We start from the raw sequence: 22,915 nt of genomic DNA on the forward strand, positions 1-22,915 counted from the left end.
TTGTTCATGGAAAAATTTCTACGGCGATATGAAAACATCGGTTCATAAGCAAAAAAGTGTTTTGTCTATCCTTTATTCTCTTGTGAGTAATATCACTTTATAACAAACGGTTATTGCTGTTTTTTTCAGAATTATTGAAAGAAGGTTTGATGCAATGGCAATACGATTGGAGCGGAAAACGTCAGCGCAAAGCTATGATTGGTAATTCACACTGTATTTCACTTGAACGAAGTTGTTAGCAAAAGCGGTTGATTGTGCTTGCTCCAATTTGATGTCTTTAAGCAGTTTACCAAACAGTGGAATACCTTCACCTAATAGTACGGGGGCGTAAGTAATGCTGATTTCATCAATCAATTGGCAGTTAATGAAAGCTTGAATAGTCGTACCACCATCAATGTAGGCATGTTGGTGTCCTTCGCTTTCTAGTTTGGTCACTAATTCTTCAATATCACCTGAGTACATTTCGACATGCTCTCTGATATTTTCAGGCGCTTGATTAACGGTATTACTGAGCACGAAAATGCGAGTATCACCGTATGGCCATTGTTCAGGAGTCAGGTTCATGCTCGAAATCATTTCCATGCATTTGCGTCCCATGATCAAACAGTCTACTGATGCCATAAAATCGGCAAAGCCCATATTAGCGTGATCACCCATATCAATATTTGGATCTTGAGCCGCATCTAACCAATCAACACTGCCGTTTTTTCTTGCAATAAAGCCATCGACACTGGTTGCTATATAGACTGAGCATTTCATATATCGTTTCTCACATTTTTAGCTAACCGTGGCACATACTTGGCGTAAGGTTTAGCATCAGTTATAATTAATTATACAATGTAGAAATAAATTATAGTCTAGCGAGGTGGTTGAATGTCTGTCAAGGAGAAGAAACGAGGTCGACCAAAAGGGTCGGGTAGTCAATTAAGTGAAGCCGTCATCATAGATATGGCGAAATCATTGATGAAAGAAGAGGGAAAAGTCCCCAGTATTCGTAAATTAGCATCGAGCTTATCAGTTGATGCAATGGCGATTTATTACTACTTCGAGAATAAAAGTAAGCTGTTAGAAGCTATTACGACCTCGCTTATTGAAGATATTTATGAGCCAAAGGTGAGCGATGCGTGGAAAGTCGAGCTAAACGCACTTTGTACCAGCTATGTTACTTTGCTCAATGACTATTCTGGATTATTAGAAACATTACTAAGTATGGATTCAATTAGCCCAGCTGAAGTGTTTATTGAACGATTTAAGGTAGTGATTGCACCGCTGCAATTAAATGAAACTGCAGCGAAAGATGCCTTGGATTTGCTGGTGGATTATCTTCACGGTTATGCTCTTGCGCTTAATTGCAACAGTGGTCATTTGCCGCTAGATATTTCAATGTTGAAAGGGCCGCTGAATATGTATTGTCTGGCTTTGGAAAACGCATAAATCATAGCTGTTATCAAAATGAGTAAAGCCAGAGATATATTAACGCTGGCTTTGTGCTGATAGGTGAGAACAGTATCCACTATTAACAAACTGCCCATTACTTGTTGAACGGCAACGATACTGATTGCTTCCAGGAAGATAATCCCAAGCAGCATCTTCATCGCAATATGAACCATAACAATAAGATGAATAACTACTAGAACCTCCCTGACTCGCACCATACGTAACAACCACTATCTATAAAGTAGCTACAAGCAATAACATGGTATTCACTAGGCTAAATTCTTAATTTGTTTACACAACACACTTTGTTATACATTTCTTACGGTTTTAATTATTAGTAAAGGAAAACGCGATGTATCCAGTATCAAACCTTGATGAGTTACGATTAGGTAAAGTGAAATCGCAGTATGACAGCAATACCGCGATTGATAAGCACACCGTTGATACTTGTAATCTATCTGCCTTGGGGCTTGCTGGTGACGAGCAAGCTGAAAGCTTTCATGGTGGTGAAGATCGCGCTGTGCTGCAATATGACTTTGCGCATTATGCTGATTTAGCGGAGCAGTTTCCTGAGTCAACAGCCTATTTTGTTAAAGGTGGTTTTGGTGAAAACTTTGTAGCGACCGGAATGAATGAACACAACATGTGTATTGGTGACATTGTGAAGGTAGGCTCGGTAGTGCTACAAGTTACTCAACCTCGTCAGCCATGCTTTAAGTTAAATGGCCGTTTTGGCGAACCGACGCTGTCTCGTTATGTTCAAGATAATTTTAAAACGGGTTGGTTTTACCGTGTATTGCAAACTGGAAAAATGAATGCTAGCGATACGATCGAAGTGACTGAACGCTTACATCCAGAATGGACGGTAGCAAAAGTACAGCATTACCTTTATGTCGATACTGAAAATAAAACTGCAATGCAGCAGCTTGTTGATTTAGATGTGTTAGCTAAAGAAACTAAAGGTGTGTTTGAACGCCGACTACAAAATAAAGTTGTAGAAAACTGGACAGGACGTTTAATAGGAAAGCGTCAGTGATTTTTACAAGGCCAGCGGTCATGCTGGCTGTGTTTATTTTTATGCTGTGAATCTTAACTGTGTTAGCAGAAATCTAGCGTCATCAGTAATCGCGTTTCAGTCGGAGAGGTGACTGGTGAGCGATGTACAATCCCAAGGTTTTCATTTCCAGCCCACGCTTCCCCTTTAAACAGTGCCACATCACCACATGAAAGCTGTGCAATATCTGATTCTTGTTGGTATAACCCTGAAGCATCATCAGGAAGTCCATTATTGCCATGTCCCAGTTTTGTGCGATCCACTTTATCGTTAGGCAACCATTGAGATGCTGTGCCATGAAACGTTGTTACTAACCGACAAGGGATATGATCAACATGGAAACGTGGGCACATGGCACTGTTTAATGCCGTTAACCGTAAACCTACTTCATTGATATCAAATAAGCAGCAGAACATATCAACCAGTTGTGCAATGTTTTCTAGCAGTGGTTTCGGTAATTTACGTTGTGTGGCAAGATCCAATTCTGCTAACGCAGTCTCAGGGGAAAGTGAAATTGCTTTTCTAAATGTCGGATTTTGTTCGAGAAATAGGGCAACTTCTTGAGTGAGTTCTAGCGTCAGATTACGCTGCCAAACCGCGATATTAATATGGTCTTGATAGATATCGGTAAATACTGTGGGTTGAGTTGCCATACTTGAACAGTTGGTATTTTCTATCGTAGTTAAGTGATGGGCAGTGGCTTGATTCATGGCTGACTATTCTCACGTTGATCTGAGTAGCCTGAGTCCTGTTGAGATTACTTAGGCATCAGTGTGTATTTGGGTTATGTTATAACATAACAAATTGAATGTGAGTTTAACAATAGACGCTTGAACATGATCTGTCATATTAAAATCAGTGATAGAAAGAGATAGAAGGGATCTAGTTGTAGGACAGTGTATGGTGTAAAGTGGATGATGAAACTGAATGCCGAAATATGAACTACTTATTTGTTAATAGTAATGATCGTTGGCAAGTTGAAAAGGAAACTTTAGACACTCAGAGAGTAGATTATAAAACCAGTGAGTAAGTGAATTACAAACCGTTCACTATGCGTTGTGGTTGAATTTAAGCCGTTCGCTGTATTTTTGCAAGATAAAAAAGAGAGGGCGCAACTTTCGTTGCGCCCTTAGGTCTTACTTGCAGCTATCCCGCTACTATGGTGCTCCTTGCATCATTCCTTTGAGTGCTGTAATCCGTCAGCATTATCCTTTTTACTTCATCCTGAAGTTGTTCCAATGGCTTCCGTAACCCGTTACAACATCCTGTTATAACTCTCTTCTCTTTCCTTAGAGGTGTCCTTTACTTCTTCCTGAAGTGTTCCTTGTGTCATCCTGACCAGTAAATATCCTATTTACTTTTACTGCATCCTGCAGTGTCCTTCACAGTCCTTGTTTGATAAACCATCCTAGTTCATCACATCTCATCCTGAGATCACCAACATCCTTGGTTCCAATCCTGTTCCGTATCGCCAGTTCCCTCTGACACCATTAATATTAGGAAAAACAGGCTTGAAAACCTAGATACCTAGTCGGAAATACTTTTTATGCTGACTATTTATGTTTTTTATACTTAACATTTATATGTTTAAAAACAAATAATTATGAAATCGCATCGGAAGTATTGGATAGGATAAACCGTGATTATCTTAACCGTTTGTAAGAGATCTCTTACAAGAGATAAGGAGAAAAGAGAAATCTCGTCATCGTGAATACAATGGTGCTGATTGAGATTGTTAAATTTACATTCTCATAAAGTTTGTTTTTTTCTCTATGTTACAGTTGAGGTGAATGCGGAGGAGAATATGATGAAACACTTTTTGCTACTAATGGGATTATGTTTAAGTACAAATGCGTTAGCCGCAGAGCAAACACTATATAATACGTTAGGGCAGATTGTGTATGTAGAGCAGAATAATGGTAAATCATGGGTGATTGCAGATGATATACATTGTGAAGCGAAGAAAAACCTCACGCAGTGCAAATATAAAGAAGGTACCACTCAACGCTCAGTTGAAGGTCTGTTAGCGAAACAGTTAATGAAGGCATTACATCCTTTTACAGCGGCGTATTCTAATAATAAAGATAACCATAACCAGCTCTCTGTAAAGATTGTTAAATGCTTCAAACAACAAGCAAAAAATAGTGTTGGTCAGCCTGAAGGTGATTACCAATACCAATGTTTAGTTGAAAAATAGAGACAAAAAGCGAGCATCTAGCTCGCTTTTTTCATTGTGTTCGTATTTGAACGAGACAGTTATTATTCTGTTGTAACCACAGGTGGCTGATAACCTGTCATTTGATCGGAAATAATTGAGCCATCTTTGATAGTAATAATGCGAGGCGTTCTTTGTGCTAGGCTCACATCATGGGTAACGACTATCAGTGTTCTCCCTTGTTGGTGTAAGTCATTAAATAACGCTTCAATTTCAGCACCTGATTTAGAGTCCAATGCACCCGTTGGTTCATCTGCCAAAATGATTTGCGGATCGTTAACTAAAGCCCTTGCTATTGCCACACGCTGCTTTTGACCACCCGACAATTGATTTGGTTTGTGGTGAATACGATCCGCGAGCCCTACCTGGGCTAACAAGTCTGCCGCTTTTTCTCGACGTTCTTTTGTTTTTACGCCTCGATACACGAGAGGTAGTGCAACATTATCTAATGCCGACGCATATTCTAATAAGTTAAAACTCTGAAAAACAAAACCAATTTTGTGGTTTCTGATTTTTGCAAGTTGGTGGCTTGTCATTGATGATACATCGTTATTATCCAGAAAATATTCACCAGACGTCGGCTTATCTAAACAACCCAGCATGTTCATTAGTGTCGATTTACCAGAGCCTGAAGGACCAAGAATGGATAAAAATTCACCAGAATTTATGGTGAGAGAGACATTATCTAATGCCTTAACGATGTTATTTTCTTCGCCATAGAACTTACAGATATGGTTAAGTTCAACTAAGGCTGAATCAGTTGGGGTCTTACCCAAGTTAGATTGAATTTTACTCACTTTGAAGTGCCTCTAATGGGGTAATACTTGCAGCTTTATTGGCAGGAAACCAAGCTGCGAGAATGCCAACCAAAATTAATGCAGAAATTACGATTAACATAACTGACATTGACAGTTCAGGTTTAGGGCTACCTAAGCTTGCATAAAAACCTGAATTTGAAATAGGAATAGCGTCAATGATGCTGACAAGGCCAAGCGTCATTAATAACCCGATAAAACCACCCATCGCCATTGTCATCATGGCTTGCACAATATAATGCAAACGAATATGACTAGGTGTTGCTCCTACTGCCATTCGAACCCCGATATCACGTGTTGCACGTTTGACACTGGCGTACATCACATTTGCAATACCTATTCCCGCAACGCCTAATGTAACAAAGCCGATAATGCCTAAGAAACTTTGTAGCCTGAGTAAAAATGAGCGCATGGTTTCTTGCTGCAGCAGCATGTCATCCGTTTGAATTAACTGCTCATCAGTAATATCAGCGTTGTATTTGCGCGCAATCACTTGTCGTATCGTTTTGGCCAATTGTTCACGGTTAGCGGTAGGTTGAGGTTCTACATTAATGCCCTGGATTGGAGCATTGGGATAAAAGCGTTTCCATGTCGCCTGAGGTACCAATATGCTGTATTCAGAGGAAGAACCCGACTCAATGTTACGATCATCATCTAGTACACCAATGACGGTAAAATCTTCATCACCAATTTTAAATTGTTTACCAACAGGATCGCTGTCGAGTTTTACGTCTTTATCCCAGCTAAACGCAGCTTTGTTAAATAATATCGCTGCCAGTATTTTTCCTAAAATAGCGACTTTTCGCTGCTCTTTTGTATCAAGAGGGTTAAACCAGCGGCTACCTGCCATTAATGTTAAATCATTGAGTTTTTTATAGTTGTTTTCAACCGCAAGCGGGAACATAAATGCTTGGCGATCTTTATAGTGCGCATCTTCTTCCCATATACCGGTTGCTGATACCATTTTTACTGTCGGTAATGCTTGAATAAGCTTTTGATCTTCCATCGTTAAATCAAGTGATTTACCTTTGTAAAAATTGCCATGATTAATGGATGCGACACCGCTAGAAACATAGATCAGATTACCGTTGCCACTTGTCGAACTGCGAATTAATCCTTGGCGTAATCCTTCACCAGCTGCAAGCATGGTACTAATACAGACTGTTGACCAAACAATGGCAAGAATAGTAAGACTCAAGCGAAGCTTTTCGGCTGACATTTCATGGAAAATTTGTTTAACAGGAAACATTTTAGGCCCTCGCGCTTAATGCAATCACTGGCGTTAAGTGTGCCGCTCTACGTGCAGGGAAAAACGCAGCTAATAAAGCAAGTACTGCTGTGATCACAAGCGTCAAAACGATAGACGTTGACGTCATTACTGGATGACCGAGCCAATCAGGTAATGAAAGCAAGTTTAAGATTTGAATGATGATGGCAGAAACAGCAATACCGGTAAGAGTTCCCACCGTGACTAATACAGCACCTTCAACCATAAACTGCATCAAAATATGAGTAGGGGTCGCACCAATGGCAAGTTTTACGCCTATCTCACGGGTTCTTTCGGCTACAGATAAAAACATGATATTAGCAACACCTAACGCACCTACCGCGAGTGTCATTGCACCGCTAGCGCCTAAAAATAGCTGGATACCACGTAACAGGCTGGTGTAGAAATCGGCATAGCGACTGTAATCTGGCATTCGTATCGCCTGTTTGTCTTTAGGATCAAACTGGTACTGTTTAGCGAAAAAGTTTTGCATTGCTGTACGTAATGCCATGCTTGAAATACCTTCCGCTGGTTGCACCAATAGATCGGAAGGATTAATGAGCCATAAGTCATTAAACGTTGTACTTGGAATTAACGCAGCCCGTTTAATTCTGGTAAGCCCATTACTTTCTGTCTTTTTTGAAATACCGATAACTTGAAACGGCACACCATTAATGTTGATGTTGTCGTTCAAACGAATATTTCCGCGTTTAGCTAAACGCCAACCAATAATGGCAACACGGGTATGGTTTTCTAAATCACTTGGGGATATGTTACGAGAGCCTAGCTCTAAACGCGTGTTATTTAGCGCCAGAAAGTGATTATCAATTCCAAATACATTCCCTTTTAATTGAGTGCCGTCAATATCGGTGACTTGTGCTTTAGCATTTGAATATAAAATAGAGACTTGCTTTATTTGGGGCACTTCAGACAACACACTCAGCTGCTTTTCCGTCGTCGTGATCTTTCTTCTAGCAGGGTATCCTTGCCACGGTTTGCTTGTTTGTGCAAAAGAGACTTTCTGTGTGTCGCTCATTAACATAGAAAAGGATTTTAAGTTTTCACGATAAAATCCTTCACCTAATGCGACTAAGACTAAAACTGAAACAATGCCCCAGACTATCGCAATAATGGTAAATGCACTTCTTAACCTATGGGTCAGCAGTGTTTGAACGGTTTGGCTAAGCAATGTAATCATGGCATTAAGGCCTGAGAAATCTGAGTAATTGTTTGGTCATTGAGTTGACCTGTAAGCTTCAGCAATTCAATTCGGTTTAACCAGTACTGGTAGAGAAGTTGCTGTAAGTCTTCTTTACTTCGATATACCTTATCTTGAACGTTGATAATGTCTAATACCGTTGTACCATCAGCGCCAGAATCAAACAGAATCTCTTTAGTTTTTAGTGCTTTTTCATCGAATTTGACTTTTTCTACACCCATCTCAACGCGCTTCCAATCCAGAGCAAGTTGGTTAAAGCGTGTCTTCACATTATTTTCGAGATTAAGTTCCACCTTTCTTAATCGTTGTTTAGCAATTTGTAACTCGAGTTTAGATTGTGAAACTTTGGTTTTTATCGCGCCATTAAGATCAATTGGCACAGAAACACCAAGGCTTGCACTCATTCCTTCACTATTATTGTCAAAGTTATTACTGTAGCCAACGGAGCCGTTAACGGTGGGGTAGTATCCCGCTTGTTCTTGATCTACTGCAAGTTGTTGACGTTTAACATTTTGTATCTCAGTCAATAATTCAGGGCTGTTATCTTTTGCTTTGTTTAACCATGCTTTTTCATCATTTAATGCTAGTGCAGGTTGGTGAAGATTTTGGCTGTCGATTTCATTGACGCGATCAGGTGTTTGGTTGATCACTATAGCGAGAGCAGACTGTTTTTCAACGAGATCTGATTGTCGCTGTAATACTGTGGTTTCAGTGCTGATTACTTGCGCTTTTGCATCGTCAATCCCTGTTGACATGATCAAATCGGCTTTGTAGCGCTGCTCTGTCAGTGAGAGTAGTTGCTGGCTATCTTTATGCTGTTGCTCAGCAATGGCGAGTGAACGTTGAGCTTGTGCTAAAGCGAAATAAGCTTGGATAAGCTCTTCTGCCAATGTGTTTTTCGCTTTTGTAATAGCGATTTTTGCAATAACCACATCTACTTGTGATTGATCCAATGCTGACCAATTTTGACTATTCCAAATCGATTGAGTCAGTGAAATATTGTAGCCATTACTGCTGCCACGATCTTTATTCCAACCGGAAGAAGCACTCCCTTGAAGGCTAGGAAGTAATGCACTTTTGCTTAGTGATACACCGTATTGGCTCTTACTCTCTTCAAGCTGCTTAATACGGTAATCAGGACTTGTTTGTTTTGCCGCCGTCCATGCTTGATTAATTGTTAATGCGAAGCTTTGAGTACATACCAAACCAAGAGAAAGACTCAACAGCGTGTTACGCCATATAGCTGTCATTATAAGCCCTCAACCATACTGGCATCGATGATGCTTTGTTTGGGTTCAATGCCTGATAAGACTTCGACATTAATACCGTCTGATAAGCCTAGCTTCACGGGAATCTCTTTATAGCCTTTAGTTGAGTCATCGGCGATAAGCACAAAAGGATCATTGCCTTTAAAATACAGAGCGCGTTCAGGTACCGTCATTACGTCAGTCGCTTTTTTCAATGTGATATGGGCAGTAGCTGTAAAACCTGAGCGTAAAGTAATATCTTTAGGAAACTTAATATCACTGACTTCAACCGCAAAACCATTATCAAAACTCTGCGCTTGTTGGTTATTATTGCTATCGTCGTTTAGCTTTTCTGATTGCACCGCAACTTTAGTGAGTTTTCCTGCAATTTTTAGATCAGGATAAGGTGCTAGGGTTAATTCAACAGGCATTCCCTCTGTCAGTTGAGCTGCATCATGCTCACTCACCGAACCTTTAAAGATGATATTGTTCATATCAGCCATGGTCATAATTTCTGTCGCTGCTTGGTTTGATTCCGTTGACGTGATCGGTTCACCGACATCGACTTTGACATCCAATACCGTACCGTTAATCGGCGCATAAATAATAGAGGTGAGTTTAGTGGAACCTGCATTTGATTCGCCTTTACTCATTAGATCAGACTCTTGTTGTTTTTGTTTTAACTCAGCGGTTTTCGATTTCACAGCGGCTTGTGCTTGAATATAAGCATCGAAATTGGCTGGAATAATTTTTTGTGCCGCTAAACGTTGTAAATTCGCCAGTTTTACTTTGGCTGATTCCAAGTCGGCTTTGCTTTTTAATAAGTCAGCATTAACACGAGTGAGATCTTGCGGTGTAGGGTTTGGACGAAGCTTTATAACGGGAGAGCCAGCCTCTACTTTGTCGCCTAGATTGACATAAATTTTATCCACTATCCCTTCTATTTGAGATTTAATCTTTACCGCTTGAGCAAGCATGATTTGTCCTACTGCAATGGCTTGTTTCTCAATAGTCGCATTTTTAGCAGCCAACATAGTGAAATGGTGTTTATCAGAAGAGGGAGCTTTAACTGCATAAATGCCTAAGGCAGCAATAGCACTTAGGGTTGCAATGGCAATCCAGCGTTTTTTCATAGTCATATTCGTCAATGGATCTCTATCGATTAAATGGGGCTTTTTTAGTTGGACAACTATGAATAGCACAATTCATAACATCTGCAATTAAATTTTATCGGTTGTAAATGATGAAGTGTTATAGCTCTGTTAAATGTTATGAATCATACATATTCCGCTTATTTATTTGATAGCGTTAGAGGAACTGCAACGAGATGACATCACCTTTTTATGTTTCATAAAGATGTGTCTTACATCGCTTTTATTTAGATTAAAAATGAAAGTGGTAATAATAAAAGATAGGATCAAAAGTTATATTACTTAGCAATATGCCATGAATGATGATTTTATATTGATTGCTGTTGTCATTATTTTTACCTTGCTAATCTATTTTAAAATTAGGAATATCCAATATTTTAGAAGGGAAATGTATATTAATAAATACGTTTTTCCTGCGATATTATCAGAGAAAGTCAGAGGAAAATATCCACATTTAACGAAACAGCAAACTGATCTGGTGATGGTTGCCCTTCGAGACTATTTTTATATTTGTCATAAAGCAAAGGGAAAAGCTGTTGCTATGCCGTCACAAGTCGTAGATGTCGCATGGCATGAATTTATTTTGTTTACTCGTGAATATGAAATGTTCTGTAACAAGGCATTTGATCGTTTTTTGCATCATACTCCAACCGAGGTAATGAAAAGCTCGGTACAGGCAACAGAAGGGATCAAGCGAGCATGGTCACTCTGTTGTACTAAAGAAGCGATTGATCCTAAAAATCCTACTCGTTTACCTTTGCTATTTGATATTGATACAAGGTTAAGTATCGAAGATGGCTTTCGTTACACATTAAATTGTAAAGATGATAAGCATCATGGCAGTTATTGCGCTGGTGATATCGGTTGTAGTGCCAGTACGAGTGGCTGTGGCTCATTTGATTCGGATGGTGCTGGTGGCGGTTGTGGTGGAGATTAATACCGCAATAGGCCGAGTTTATCACTTTGACATTAATAAGAGGTAACATCTGTGCAAGCAATATTATGGATGATAGGCGCACTGTGCTCGTTTTGCTTAATCGCTATTGGTGCAAGAGAGTTGGCAAATGACATCACTACTGCGCAGTTAATGGCATTACGAAGTGTGATTGGACTAGGGCTCATCACTGCCATTATCTGTTATCACCGCGATACTCGCTTGTTTAAAACTCAACGCTTACCCCTCCAAGTTTTCCGTAATGTGTTTCATTTTGCTGGGCAATATGGTTGGTTATTTGGTATCACCGTCTTACCACTGGCAGAAGTATTTGCGATTGAGTTTACCGTTCCTATTTGGACTGCAATCATCGCCACCTTATTCCTACAGGAACGCTTTAACTCACAGCGATTACTCTCTTTGGTACTGGGTTTTGTTGGGGTACTGATCATTGTTCAGCCCGGCATTAAAATCATCAATAGTGTTTCATTGATCGTCCTCGGAGCCGCTGTGTGTTATGCGGTTTCCCATGCCTCTACCAAGTCATTGTCTGTGACAGATAAGCCATTAACCATATTGTTTTATATGTGTTTAGTACAATTACCGTTAGGCGTATTACTGGCTTATCAAAATTGGCAAGAACCGAATTTACTGGCCTGGGTTTGGATTATATTAGTGTCTGTAGCAGCACTTTCAGCCCATTTCTGTATGACTAAAGCGATGCAAACAGCCGATGTGACCTTGGTAGTGATGATGGATTTTTTACGTTTACCATTAATCGCATTAGTTGGCGTGTATTTAACGCCAAACATCACTTGTGATGAGTGTGCGACATCGAAATACAAGTACGAATGGTCAGTCAATGGTTTAACTGTCGGAACAGGCGCAACATATACTTATCGCGCTGAAGATGCGGGATTCAATATCCGCCTGAACGTTACTGGTGAAGATACTTATGGGCAAAAAACCAGTGCTTATGTTGTCTATGGAGTGTCAAAGACAGACAAGCTATTTGCTAATATGCGCGCCTTCACTGCAAAAAACACTATAGGCGCAGTTACAGCAGCATGGGGTAAGAGTGGCAGTGGTAATGATATTTCATCCGTTGAAAGTAATTTATCATCAGGCGTAGTTGATATTGCTGGCTCAGGCTGGACTGGCTTTCTTAACGGCGCATTTGCGGCATTAAAAGAGGATGGCTCGGTTGTCGTTTGGGGAAATACAAGCACCGGAGGTTCAGCTGCTTCAGTCGCGAGCGATTTACAAAGCGGTGTTGAACATGTGGTTGGTAATCGTGGCGCTTTCGCTGCACTAAAAGCTGACGGCTCAGTTGTTTCCTGGGGAAGCACCGAGTTCGGAGGTGATTCAAGTTCTGTTTTAGGTCTAGATTCTGGTGTTGTAAGTTTGCATCAAACAGTAACAGGGTTCATCGCAGTCAAAAACGACGGCTCTGCCATTGCTTGGGGTAAGCCAGGTACAGGCGCTGATGGAACTCAAGTCTCGGCATATTTAACATCAGATGTCGAAGGTGTTTACGACGTAAGCTATTCTGTTATTGCTTTGAAAAAAGCGAACGGAGGAGCTGTCATCTGGGGTGATGGTCGTGCGGCGCCACTAGTTATTAGTGAAGGCGTAAAAACAGTCATTACCAGTTCTGTTGCTGCAGTGGTTTTAAAAGATGATGGCTCTGTTCAAGCTTGGGGGCTAAACGGCGCTGCTAAGTATTTCTATCGTGTTAGAGACCAGTTGCAATCGGGTGTTATAGCAATTTCTGAAGCAGGGACGGCAACTAACGGATCATACTCGGGGGGGAGCGCTTTTGCAGCATTAAAAGACGACGGTACGGTTATCTTCTGGGGGGATGATGTTACAACACAACGCTATCCTACTATCACCGATTCCGTAGCAATTGATGGTACTTTGTCCTCATTTGTGTCTATTAATGCGCTAGGTGAAGTAACCATCTTAGAAGATTATTCGCGACACTCAATTAATGAAATATCATCAACGAGCAACATAAAAACTATTACACGAATCCCAAAAGATGCTGGCTTCGCTTTGAGTAGAAATGATGGAACACTTCATTTGGTGGGCAGGGTAAGCCAAAGAGCCCCAACGAATTTAGGGGTGGTATCTCAATGGAGCGCTAGATCATCTGCTTACGCTGCGTTGAATACAGAAGGTAAAGTATTCTCTTGGGGTGAACCATCCCAAGGGATTGTTGTTCCAAACCTAGCTCAACCATCATTCTATGAATTAGAATCATCATTCGATTAAAAAATATGGACCATCACTCGATGGTCCTTTTTTTTCCATGAATGTTACCCCAACCTAAGTTAACTGTGGTTACATGTAACTTGGTATTTATAAACCATGGCACTTTCATTTTTACAAAAACTAAACCGCGATCTATTAGTTGAACTTAGCACTAAACAACTGTCTGTTCATATCTTTGGAACAGGAGAAAAGGTCGAATTATCACCTTATATTGCCATTGAAACGAAAGGTAAGAAAAAGACCGTGTTAGCGGTTGGCGACAAGGCTAAGTCTTTAGCGGGGTCAAACATTACCGTGCTTAATCCATTTGATCATAAACGCTCATTTGTCGGCAATTTTGCTTATGCAGAAAAACTGCTGCAACATGCAGTACGTGAAGTATTAAGTAAAAGTCGGTTCGCTATAAGCCCAAGAATAGTGATGCACCAGTTGGAAAAAGTTGAGGGTGGGCTAACGGATATTGAAGAGCGAGTATTAAAGGAATTAGCGATGGTGGCAGGGGCAAGGGAAGTCTTGGTCTGTAATCATCAGACTCGTATTAATGCCAACAACAGCAGTTATAGCGAGCTTAAAAAGCAATTAAGCGCGTAATATTATAGAGCCATCAATTGTTGTTGTGTGCTCTTGTCGAGTTTTTCTAATGCGTAGCGAAAAGCAGTACGTGTCATGGTGCTGTGATGCTGCGTTAAGTAGTTAATGACAGTTTCTGGGTCGTGTTTAGATAATACTTTAAGCATCCAGCCATAGCCTTTTTGTACTAGGTCATGCTTATCATTTTGTAATAGATCTGCTACGGCTAAAGGATCTAGCTGACTGTAATTATTTTTATTGATTGGGTAAATCAAGATCACCGCAGTAGCACGACGCACAGCAAAGTTAGAATGTTCAGCCCATTTCAAGACGTGATCAAATAGATGTTGATATTGTCGTAATAACTCGCCAAAAGCATGAGTGCAGAAGTCATCGCAATCATTCCAATCGGTCACATAAGTAAATAGCCAGCGTTCAAAGGTCGTAAAAGTATGTGGGGTATAGTGTTTTCTGACTCTAAATGCCCAATCGTAAGCAATGACGCCATAAGCCCAATCACCTTGTTCGAGTAAAGCATCACATTGCGCTAAAACAGCATCAATATTTTTATTGGTTAGTTTTTTAAAAACATCGGCAGAAATAGCCCGTACCTGAGCCGTTTTTACTTTCTGTTCCGGGTAACCAATATCGGTCAGAGCTTGGTGAATTGTAGTGATGATCGTCATGGCGTTTTACTTATTTGATAAATGGATAGCGTTAATTAAGGGCATTGTTTCCAACGGTATTCCATTTGATGTGCTACTTGTTCGGCAAGTACAGTACTGTGTAACTTGGCAACAAGGTGCAAGCTCATATCAATACCTGCTGAAATCCCGCCAGAAGTGGTGTACTTACCATCGGTTACCCAACGTTTATCTTCAATGACATTGAGCGTAGGAAAACGATAAATTAAATCAGGAATATCTTCCCAATGGGTTGTCACAAAAAGGTTATTTAACAAGTTAGCTTGTGCAAGTAAAAACACACCTGTACACACGGAAACCACCTGCATTGCGGTTTTATCAATTGTTCTTATCCAATTAATCACATGAGATTTGTGCATTTCTTCTGTGTGATCACCTCCGACAACAATCAATACATCAATTGGTGGGTGATCATTAAAACAATAGTCAGGTAATACATTAAATCCGCCGCGGGCAGCAACGGGCTCTATGGTTTCTGCTAATAAACTGATATTCCAATTTTTCGCGACTAAACGTTTTGCTGTACTGAAAACTTCAAAAGGACCTGCAAAATCGAGCACTTCTGCATTCTCGTAAATATAAATCCCTATATTCATGATGACTCCGCAAATGTTTAGATAAGAGCTTCAAATTATCAGCAGATGGTTGCATTGAATAGCATGAAAAAACGCAATGTGGTGCATTTGTGAGTCACTGGAGAGAAATTGGTGAAAATCGATACCAGAGAGAGGGTGGAAATGAAGTGTCAGCAAAGAGAGAAAGCGAACACTTCATTAGTCACATAAATAAAATTAGCTTGTGACTTGGCTAATGAATAAAAATACGCTGATAATCGCTGGCATATAGGCGTATTTAAGCACTTGCTTTGGCGTGAACTGTGTTAAACGTGGTGCGAAAAAGCTAAACAGTACACTGAAGTTACATAACAGGAACACAGCATAAGTTTTGATAGTGGCATCGTGATCTTTTAAAAGTTTGATTTGCGCAAGGATGATCACCACATTAAAAATCACACTGATAATACGGGTCATCTTAAATTGTGCAGATTGAAAATCATTGCTTGGATCTGGTTTGTCAGTCTTCGCGGTAACGTTAGCGGCTTGGCTCATTAATAACTGTTCCTAATTAATGCTCTGAGGATGGCAATACATGTGTCATTAAGAGGCATGTTTTCAACCATATTATTTAGATATTTTAACCACCGATAGATTTTGTGATACCCCAAACCACTGCCAAATTTTGCAATATCAAATTGTGGAATTATCTCAAAATAATAAGCCATTGGTTTACATTCGATAGCAGTTTAAATCTTTTGGTTATCATCGTTACCATTATTACTGATAACTATTCTCATTAAATGTTGATTTGTCTTTATTGTTACGTTATAACATAACAATAAAGACAAAGGAGAGTATGAGATGAAAGTAGGAATCCATCCCGAATACCGAACTGTGGCGTTCCATGACACAGGGGCTGATAAGTACATCATGGTGGGATCAACGATACAAACATCACGAACTGTTGAGATTGATGGAGAAACATATCCATATGTCACCTTGGATGTTTCTATGCACTCTCATCTGTTCTATACCGATAAGCAAAAAATGACGAAGCGTGATGGGCGTGTTGCTCGCTTTAATAAACAATTTGCGATGACAGGATTAAAGGGGTAACACTGATGCAAGTATTAAGTTCATTAAAAAGTGCAAAGCAACGTAGTAAAGATTGTCAAGTAGTTAAGCGCCGTGGACGCCTTTACGTGATTTGTAAATCAAACCCAAGATTTAAAGCGGTACAAGGCAAGGTAAAAAAGAAAAAGTAACATAATAGTGAAAAGATGACGTTCAGCTGACTAGGTATCATCAATCTTATTAAAATAACATATTGAACCTGAAGCCCATTACGAACCATCGTGATGGGCTTTAATTTTATTATCAGCGACGCTGACAACTTGTGCAGCCACGACAAGCTTGCCGTGTAGATTTGTCTAATAAAGAGCGTTGTACACGGCAGTATGCGTTTTTTAGTGCACGACGACCTGAAAACCAATCATCTGGCTTTTCCATGATCAAATAACCACCAAAACGTTTCACTAATTCCTCACGATTGGTATTGATAAACTGGCTATCGTAGCCAATTTCAAAGTAATCAAGTGCTTGCTCAATAGAAGTAAAACTCTTAATCGTGGTGAGAATGTCTGGTTTGGTCATGGTGCTGTCTCTCTATGCTGAAAGCGAAAGGTAGCACAGAGGAAAGTAACGTGTTTGGATTTTGATCTGTAGTTGGGATTGTTAATAAATTGTTTATTTATTAAGCGTTTTTAATTATGGTGGGAGTACGAAAAGAAAAAGGATGCTGAAATGGAATTGTTATTTACGACCTACCTAACAGAACTAATAGCCGTTGTTACCATTACGATTTTAACCATTATTACACCGGGACCTGACTTCCTGATTGTGGTTAGAAATAGCCTCGTTCATTCAACGCGCTCTGGTATTCTCACTGCATTAGGTGTTGCTGCTGCGATTTGGGTGCATATCTTTTATACCTTAGCAGGAATTGGTGTATTGCTTTCACAATCCATTGTGCTCTTTTCTATCGTGAAATACCTTGGTGCGGCTTATCTGCTTTACATTGGTTATAAAAGTCTAAAAAGCACAGCGAAGGCAACATTAGAAAATGGTGATTTTAAAAAGCAAGATATTAGTGCTATTGCGGCTTTTAAAATGGGTTTCTTAAACAATATGTTAAACCCTAAAGCGACGTTATTCTTCCTGAGTTTATTTACTCAGTTAGTCAGTGCATCGACACCTATCGCTATTCAAATTATTTATGGTGCCATTGTGTCGATAACGTGTTTTGCGTGGTTCTCGCTAGTCGCTGTGTTCTTAAACCGCAGTTACATTAAAAATGCTTTCCTATCGGCACAACAGTATGTTGAAAAAGTGATGGGGGCGGTGTTAATGGCTTTAGGAGCAAAGGTAGCGTTATCAAGCTCTAATTAATATCGTGTTTGCTTGAGATAAACGAAAGCGATCTGAGGATCGCTTTTTTGATCATATTAAAAATAAATGATCAGCAAGTGTCTGCTGAAATTAAGAACATTTACAGGATGGGCGATGTACTTTGGGTTGATAATCCATCAGATTACCTTGGCTATCGACAGAAAAAGTACAACATGCATTAAATAGCTGATGTAATGACTTACGGCTTTTTTGCACCTGTGACTTTAAAGTAGAGTATTTAATGCCAGTTTGTTTCGCATAGTCTTTTTGCGACATACCGTTAATTTCAATAGCGGTTAGCAGTTGTGCTTCCGCCTCAGGTAACGCATTTATAAATGGGCTCATGCATTCAGATAATTGTTGAAGAATGCTTTGCTCTTGCTCTTCATTCCAGAGTGAATTTTCTTGGCTGTCTTGATGCTCTTTTTCTACTTGTTGACGACGATAAAAATCAATAATGGTGTTTCGTGCGATTTGAAATAACCATGATTTGATTTTGCTTTCATCGTTAAGTGTTGGCAGCTTGTGATGTGTTTTGATCAGAATGTCCTGCAATAAGTCATCCACATCATCAGGGTTAGCAATATTGTTATGTAAATAACCTTTTAGCTTGCTTTGGTATGCTGACCAGATCTGCTCAATATTCACTAAGGTTTCACTCTGTTACTGAAAAGTTTTTCTACAAATTATTTCTAAAACGTAGAGAAGTGCGACTAGCACACTTCTCTTGTTATTTATCTTATTTAAGCACAGCAATTGCTAGATTGGCAGCTACATTGTTGATCTTTACAGCTGGCCAAATAAGTATTCGTCAGATAAAAATCAGTAAATTTGTCAATGAAATCAGGTGCAACAGATTTTTCAGCTAATCCTGTTTTCAGCAGGGTACTTTGCCATGTTTGTAGTTTTGGCAAACAGCAGAGAAGATCATAGCCAGTATGATCTTTGATGATTGCTGCACGGTGAAGTAAAGGTAACCATGCAATATCGACTCTGCTGATAGTGTCTGATTTAAAAAATAGCGTTTTATCAGACAGCTGACTTTCGGCTTTAGTGAATGCTTTTCGCAAGCTCTCTTCACGCTGTATAAAAGTGTCTTTATCTTTACTGCCCATCGTGCCGCATTGTGGAAGATAACTTTTGGCAGCTAAGTAACTCCACGCGCGATCTAATGCCCGTTGCTCGTTAGTTAAGCCTTGCTCTAATGGGCCATATTCATCTTCAATAAACTCAATAATGGCATCAGACTCAAATAGCGCTGTATTGTTCTCAGTGATCAATACTGGCACTTGTCCGTTGGGTGAAATGTCTAAAAACCATTGTGGTTTGTTCTTAAGGCTAATGTATTCAATCTTATAAGGAATGTTTTTCGCTTCAAGTGTAGCAGTAACACGTTGAACGAAAGGGCAGATTGTAAAGCTTACGATTTTTAACATTAGATAGTCTCACTACGTTTGTTATGTTGATACTGAGTAAGACGAGCCAGATTTTAAAAAGACGAAATTATTTTGCACAAAGTAAAAAAAATGCGGTGTTAAAGGTTACTGATACTTAGCTGCAGTAATAAATTGACCAAAAGACTCACACCAGACGATCACAGTATCGTATTTTGTTATATCAATGTTTTGAGGCACATCCACAACAAAGTTATTAAAGGTTTTCACATCGCCTATTAGCACCATATTGGTCTTTTCTTGATTAAATGCAGCTTCGGTTTCTACAAACTTAGGCGATAGATATAACTTATAGTCAGGCCCTGGAGCGAGTTTTCCCATTAAGGTGATTGTTGTTGGTGATAGCGATACTTTCCCTTCGCCCCAATGAAGAAAATCGCTGCCTTCCAAATTCTTCTGAAACTCTCCAGAATACTGTGCTTGTGAAGAAAGGTTCGATATTTCAGATGCTGCAGGCGCTGTTGGTGCAGTCAAAATAGGCAGCAAATAGATCCCAAGTGCTACACCCAATCCACCTGCCAGTAAGTGAGTGATGATAAGCGCGATTGTCTTTTTGAACGTCATAAGTTTGCCTGTGCTGAAATAATAGATTTGTATAGATATTGCTTAAAATCTATATAACTTCAAGTTGTTATTACCTTATTTCTCATAAAACTCATGGCACTGAAACAAAATAATTGAGTAATGCATTGCTGCAAAAAACTGCTTGATACAAATATTTACACCCACACAAAAATACAGTACGATATACTATATAAATTAAAGCGAAGGCAGGTGAGATGATGTTGGTAAAGTGGTGCGTAATATTTCTTATTGTTGGTCTACAAACAGGGTGTGCGTTTTTTCCTCGTGATGTTGCAATTAATGTTGAAGGGAAAAGTACCTTACATTTAACCCCACAAGATTACGACAAACTTTATATTTCTCCTGTTCAGGTCACACAAGCCAGTGATCGCCAAGTTTCTAAACGTATTGTGAGCCGACTAGAACGCTCAATTCATGATGATTTACACACTAAGTTTTCAGATAGCATTAAGGTAGTGGAGTCAGTCGACGATCGAACTTTGCAGCTTGATGTTGCGTTAGCAAAAGTACATACCTCTTTAGAAGATATGAGTATTGGTGAGCTGTTTCCGTATCGTGCAGCACTAGAAGGGATGATTTTAGTGCTAGGCGAGCGTGATAGAGATGTGCATATTGCAGCTCAATACCGTTTAAAAGATGCGAGTACGCAAGAGTTACTCGCAGAAAGAGAAACCTTGTTTACTTTAGAAGCGGTACTTGAAAATGATGAAGCACATTTGGAATATCATGAGCTACAGTCGCTTAAACCTAAGATCCAGCAAGATATTGTGTTATTTGCAACTCAGGTGGCGGCAAGTCATATCAATACTCAAACGATAGATAGCAAAACGCCCTAAGAATAGGGCGCTTGGGTAATGGGGAAGAAGATTAAACGGCAACACTGGTCGGGTGTAAGTATTGCTGCCAAGCTTCTTGGTATAAATGTAATGACTCTTGACGTAAGTTTTTAATTTTCTTCTCTTCAAACTCTGTCAGGGGGCGTTTCTCATGCAGAGCTAAACGCTCCATCTTCTGAATTTGTTCGTAAATATCATGCTCTTTACCATTCTTCACATCAGAAATGTCTTTTAGGTGAAGTTGAACTTCAGCAATGATTTTGCTGTGTGGTAGTTCAACTAGTACCTTTAAATCACGGTAGCCAGATGCGGTTGGCTTTTTGAAACGGTTTTTAACACCAACAATCGTTGCCTCTTTACTTAGTAATTCGAATGACTGCACCAGTGATGAAATGTCTTCTGCAACCAGTGAAGCACGTGCAATGTCAGTAATCTTGTTGGTTTGACCGTTTAGTTCAGTTGCAATTTTTTGTTGTGCACGTTGTGCTGATTTTACTGGTGGAATTAATGCTTCAGCTGAAGAAACAAGGCAGATGCTACGCATTAATTGTTCTAGTTCTACTTGCGCTTGTGTTGACGCTTGGTATAGCGCATCAAAGTTATTGTAAGGTTGCATGATGTTGTCACTTTTCCAAGATTGAATGCTGTATAAGCCACTAATATCACGCTGAAAGGCTTTACGGCTTGCTTGTGATAGGCGCGTAGGTGATGGTTGATCAGTAATTGTATATGCAGGCGCTACAGCAGGTGCTGCAACAACCGAACGACTTAACATACAGAACAGAATAAAGCTTGTACGTAAAGCAGATTTTATATCCATTAAACAACTCCCAACGATATTGCTTTGTTGCAATATCAACACACAAAAATGAGTAACAAAGGTGGTGTGTTTTGTCGTGCTTTATTGTCTAAATTGATACTAACAATATAACCTGAATGAACAGTAAACTCTGTGTCAATATTCATAAAATGATAAAAAAGCCGCATATAAATGCGGCTTGGATCACATAATTGAAGGCTGTTTTATTAGCTGACTAGGCTTAAAGGTGTGGTATAACTTTTCCAAGCTTGAGCATAAAGCGCTTTTGATTGTTGTTGTAGACGCTTTATCTTCATTTTCTCAATATCGTTGAGTTCACGATCCTGTGCAATGGCTAGGCGTTCGATACTTTGGATCATCTCGTAGATGTCATGCTCTTCACCATTTTTAATCTCAGCAATGGCTTCAAGGTGTAGTTGAACCTCGGCAACAAGGCCACTGTTATTAAGGCGAACAAGCATTTTGATGTCGCGGTAACCCGATGCAGCAGGTGCGCTGAAACGGTTTTTGACTTCTAATACTGACGCATGTTGAGCGATAAAATCATAGGTTTTGATCAAATCTGAAATATTGTCACACACTAGGCTGCCACGAACGATGTCTGTTAATTTATTAGTATGACCATTCAGTTCTGTGGCAATTTTTGTTTTAGCACGTTGTTGAGACTTAATGCCGGGTAGTAGAGCTTTCGACTGACTGTAAAGCGCGCTGGTTTCCAATAGCATATTAAGCTCTTGCTGAGCTGGAAATGCATTAGTGTATAGCACACTTAATTGATTGTAAGGTTGTGTAATATTGTGCGCACGCCAACTAGGAATCTGCTGTAGCTCGTTGATAGAATGCGTTAAGTTATGTAGCGTTGATTCGGTATGAATTGCTGTTAACTCATTTACTTGCTTGTGAGCTGAAGGCTGAGGCAAGGTTTGAGCAATAGGGTTACGACCAAAAGTTAGTAGCAGTAAACAACATGTAGCACGAGCTACGGAATGAACAACCATTTTTACTCCTTTAGCACAGTCCTCTAGCAAATGGCGGCTGAGGCTGTGGTTTATCTTTGAACGTCCTGTTCTGGCGCTAAAGATAATACGGAATGTTGTTTTTTGGTAATAAAATTCGTTATTTTTTTTAACCACAAATCAACATTGTGAGTAGGGTCATAAAATAAAGGGCTTTAAAAGGATAATTATGCTTTGCTATAAAGTGATAAGTAGCTTTTATTGTTTAAATAATATCCAATTCAAGTTTTTGTAGTGTTTAATCGTAGGGAATGTAAGTAATGCAGGAAAATCTATTAATTGGCTTTATCGTTATTTGGGTTGCGTTAG

General features: G+C 39.6%; 26 protein-coding genes. 10 read left to right on the plus strand and 16 right to left on the minus strand.

Features of this window, described 5'->3' with window-relative positions:
- Positions 1-192 precede the first annotated feature (192 nt).
- Entirely contained in the window at positions 193-759 is a 567-nt protein-coding gene (locus Q7674_RS02125; RefSeq protein ID WP_045064607.1) for a dihydrofolate reductase family protein, read from the minus strand.
- A gap of 114 nt (positions 760-873) precedes the next feature.
- Between Q7674_RS02125 and Q7674_RS02130 the strand changes: the two genes are divergently transcribed.
- Together Q7674_RS02130 and Q7674_RS02135 are read left to right on the plus strand one after the other, a co-directional pair.
- Positions 874-1,434, plus strand: coding sequence for a TetR/AcrR family transcriptional regulator (locus Q7674_RS02130; protein ID WP_045064605.1), 561 nt, complete (start codon positions 874-876; stop codon positions 1,432-1,434).
- Between the two features lie 355 nt (positions 1,435-1,789).
- On the plus strand, positions 1,790-2,473 hold the full coding sequence (locus tag Q7674_RS02135; protein ID WP_045064604.1) for an MOSC domain-containing protein: 684 nt from the start codon (positions 1,790-1,792) through the stop codon (positions 2,471-2,473).
- Positions 2,474-2,535: 62 nt separating this feature from the next.
- Here Q7674_RS02135 and Q7674_RS02140 read toward each other — a convergent pair whose 3' ends face one another.
- Positions 2,536-3,201: a DUF1826 domain-containing protein gene (locus Q7674_RS02140; RefSeq protein ID WP_045064602.1), complete on the minus strand. Its 666-nt coding sequence runs from the start codon at positions 3,199-3,201 to the stop codon at positions 2,536-2,538.
- Positions 3,202-4,295: 1,094 nt separating this feature from the next.
- On the opposite strand from Q7674_RS02140, the gene Q7674_RS02145 reads away from it, so the two are divergent.
- Positions 4,296-4,688: a hypothetical protein gene (locus tag Q7674_RS02145; protein ID WP_144446901.1), complete on the plus strand. Its 393-nt coding sequence runs from the start codon at positions 4,296-4,298 to the stop codon at positions 4,686-4,688.
- A 62-nt stretch (positions 4,689-4,750) separates the two neighbouring features.
- Here Q7674_RS02145 and Q7674_RS02150 read toward each other — a convergent pair whose 3' ends face one another.
- From Q7674_RS02150 to Q7674_RS02170, 5 genes are read right to left on the minus strand one after another with little or no spacing between them, the layout of a single operon-like run.
- Complete coding sequence (locus Q7674_RS02150) at positions 4,751-5,503, minus strand: ABC transporter ATP-binding protein (protein ID WP_107229694.1); 753 nt, start codon at positions 5,501-5,503, stop codon at positions 4,751-4,753.
- On the minus strand, positions 5,496-6,770 hold the full coding sequence (locus Q7674_RS02155) for an ABC transporter permease (RefSeq protein WP_305422430.1): 1,275 nt from the start codon (positions 6,768-6,770) through the stop codon (positions 5,496-5,498). Before Q7674_RS02155 ends, Q7674_RS02150 begins: the two co-directional genes overlap by 8 nt.
- Before the next feature lies 1 nt (position 6,771).
- On the minus strand, positions 6,772-7,986 hold the full coding sequence (locus Q7674_RS02160) for an ABC transporter permease (protein WP_305422432.1): 1,215 nt from the start codon (positions 7,984-7,986) through the stop codon (positions 6,772-6,774).
- A complete protein-coding gene (locus Q7674_RS02165; RefSeq protein ID WP_305422434.1) occupies positions 7,983-9,257 on the minus strand; it encodes a TolC family protein in 1,275 nt (424 codons plus the stop codon). The genes Q7674_RS02160 and Q7674_RS02165 overlap by 4 nt, the downstream gene beginning before the upstream one ends.
- A complete protein-coding gene (locus tag Q7674_RS02170; RefSeq protein ID WP_305422436.1) occupies positions 9,257-10,387 on the minus strand; it encodes an efflux RND transporter periplasmic adaptor subunit in 1,131 nt (376 codons plus the stop codon). Before Q7674_RS02170 ends, Q7674_RS02165 begins: the two co-directional genes overlap by 1 nt.
- 406 nt (positions 10,388-10,793) lie before the next feature.
- Between Q7674_RS02170 and Q7674_RS02175 the strand changes: the two genes are divergently transcribed.
- The 3 genes from Q7674_RS02175 to Q7674_RS02185 all read left to right on the plus strand — a co-directional run bounded on the left by Q7674_RS02175 (position 10,794) and on the right by Q7674_RS02185 (position 14,207).
- On the plus strand, positions 10,794-11,342 hold the full coding sequence (locus Q7674_RS02175) for a glycine-rich domain-containing protein (RefSeq protein ID WP_237156789.1): 549 nt from the start codon (positions 10,794-10,796) through the stop codon (positions 11,340-11,342).
- Positions 11,343-11,393: 51 nt separating this feature from the next.
- Positions 11,394-13,616, plus strand: coding sequence for a DMT family transporter (locus Q7674_RS02180; protein ID WP_237156788.1), 2,223 nt, complete (start codon positions 11,394-11,396; stop codon positions 13,614-13,616).
- 96 nt (positions 13,617-13,712) lie between these two features.
- Positions 13,713-14,207 carry a rod shape-determining protein gene (locus Q7674_RS02185; protein ID WP_045064594.1) on the plus strand — a complete coding sequence of 165 codons (495 nt, stop codon included), beginning with the start codon at positions 13,713-13,715 and terminating at the stop codon, positions 14,205-14,207.
- Between the two features lie 2 nt (positions 14,208-14,209).
- On the opposite strand, the gene Q7674_RS02190 is transcribed toward Q7674_RS02185, so the two are convergent.
- The 3 genes from Q7674_RS02190 to Q7674_RS02200 form a co-directional block, all read right to left on the minus strand.
- Positions 14,210-14,872, minus strand: coding sequence for a DNA alkylation repair protein (locus tag Q7674_RS02190; protein ID WP_045064593.1), 663 nt, complete (start codon positions 14,870-14,872; stop codon positions 14,210-14,212).
- A 35-nt stretch (positions 14,873-14,907) separates the two neighbouring features.
- Positions 14,908-15,486: a DJ-1/PfpI family protein gene (locus Q7674_RS02195; protein WP_045064591.1), complete on the minus strand. Its 579-nt coding sequence runs from the start codon at positions 15,484-15,486 to the stop codon at positions 14,908-14,910.
- Between the two features lie 195 nt (positions 15,487-15,681).
- Positions 15,682-15,999, minus strand: a complete 318-nt coding sequence (locus Q7674_RS02200; RefSeq protein ID WP_023934639.1) for a hypothetical protein — start codon at positions 15,997-15,999, stop codon at positions 15,682-15,684.
- 309 nt (positions 16,000-16,308) lie between these two features.
- Between Q7674_RS02200 and Q7674_RS02205 the strand changes: the two genes are divergently transcribed.
- Positions 16,309-16,563: a type B 50S ribosomal protein L31 gene (locus tag Q7674_RS02205; RefSeq protein ID WP_305422439.1), complete on the plus strand. Its 255-nt coding sequence runs from the start codon at positions 16,309-16,311 to the stop codon at positions 16,561-16,563.
- Positions 16,564-16,568: 5 nt separating this feature from the next.
- Positions 16,569-16,712 carry a type B 50S ribosomal protein L36 gene (ykgO, locus tag Q7674_RS02210; RefSeq protein ID WP_023934641.1) on the plus strand — a complete coding sequence of 48 codons (144 nt, stop codon included), beginning with the start codon at positions 16,569-16,571 and terminating at the stop codon, positions 16,710-16,712.
- 112 nt (positions 16,713-16,824) lie between these two features.
- Here the strand turns inward: ykgO and Q7674_RS02215 are convergent, their stop codons facing one another.
- Complete coding sequence (locus Q7674_RS02215) at positions 16,825-17,100, minus strand: nitrogenase-stabilizing/protective protein NifW (protein ID WP_008989615.1); 276 nt, start codon at positions 17,098-17,100, stop codon at positions 16,825-16,827.
- Positions 17,101-17,250: 150 nt separating this feature from the next.
- Here Q7674_RS02215 and Q7674_RS02220 point away from each other — a divergent pair, with 150 nt between their 5' ends.
- Positions 17,251-17,895 carry a LysE family translocator gene (locus Q7674_RS02220; RefSeq protein WP_045064587.1) on the plus strand — a complete coding sequence of 215 codons (645 nt, stop codon included), beginning with the start codon at positions 17,251-17,253 and terminating at the stop codon, positions 17,893-17,895.
- A 90-nt stretch (positions 17,896-17,985) separates the two neighbouring features.
- Here the strand turns inward: Q7674_RS02220 and sigZ are convergent, their stop codons facing one another.
- The 3 genes from sigZ to Q7674_RS02235 form a co-directional block, all read right to left on the minus strand.
- On the minus strand, positions 17,986-18,543 hold the full coding sequence (gene sigZ, locus Q7674_RS02225; RefSeq protein WP_045064585.1) for an RNA polymerase sigma factor SigZ: 558 nt from the start codon (positions 18,541-18,543) through the stop codon (positions 17,986-17,988).
- A 95-nt stretch (positions 18,544-18,638) separates the two neighbouring features.
- On the minus strand, positions 18,639-19,331 hold the full coding sequence (locus Q7674_RS02230; RefSeq protein ID WP_045064583.1) for a glutathione S-transferase family protein: 693 nt from the start codon (positions 19,329-19,331) through the stop codon (positions 18,639-18,641).
- Between the two features lie 105 nt (positions 19,332-19,436).
- On the minus strand, positions 19,437-19,913 hold the full coding sequence (locus tag Q7674_RS02235; RefSeq protein WP_045064582.1) for a DM13 domain-containing protein: 477 nt from the start codon (positions 19,911-19,913) through the stop codon (positions 19,437-19,439).
- Positions 19,914-20,128: 215 nt separating this feature from the next.
- On the opposite strand from Q7674_RS02235, the gene Q7674_RS02240 reads away from it, so the two are divergent.
- On the plus strand, positions 20,129-20,770 hold the full coding sequence (locus tag Q7674_RS02240) for a DUF3313 family protein (RefSeq protein ID WP_045064580.1): 642 nt from the start codon (positions 20,129-20,131) through the stop codon (positions 20,768-20,770).
- Positions 20,771-20,801: 31 nt separating this feature from the next.
- Here Q7674_RS02240 and Q7674_RS02245 read toward each other — a convergent pair whose 3' ends face one another.
- Both Q7674_RS02245 and Q7674_RS02250 read right to left on the minus strand, forming a co-directional pair.
- Positions 20,802-21,590 (minus strand): nucleotidyltransferase family protein, encoded by a 789-nt coding sequence (locus tag Q7674_RS02245; protein WP_045064578.1) that lies wholly within the window; start codon positions 21,588-21,590, stop codon positions 20,802-20,804.
- 206 nt (positions 21,591-21,796) lie between these two features.
- Positions 21,797-22,588, minus strand: coding sequence for a nucleotidyltransferase family protein (locus Q7674_RS02250; RefSeq protein WP_045064576.1), 792 nt, complete (start codon positions 22,586-22,588; stop codon positions 21,797-21,799).
- Between the last annotated feature and the right edge of the window lie 327 nt (positions 22,589-22,915).

Source organism: Photobacterium leiognathi (assembly GCF_030685535.1).
In the GTDB taxonomy this organism is placed as follows: domain Bacteria; phylum Pseudomonadota; class Gammaproteobacteria; order Enterobacterales; family Vibrionaceae; genus Photobacterium; species Photobacterium leiognathi.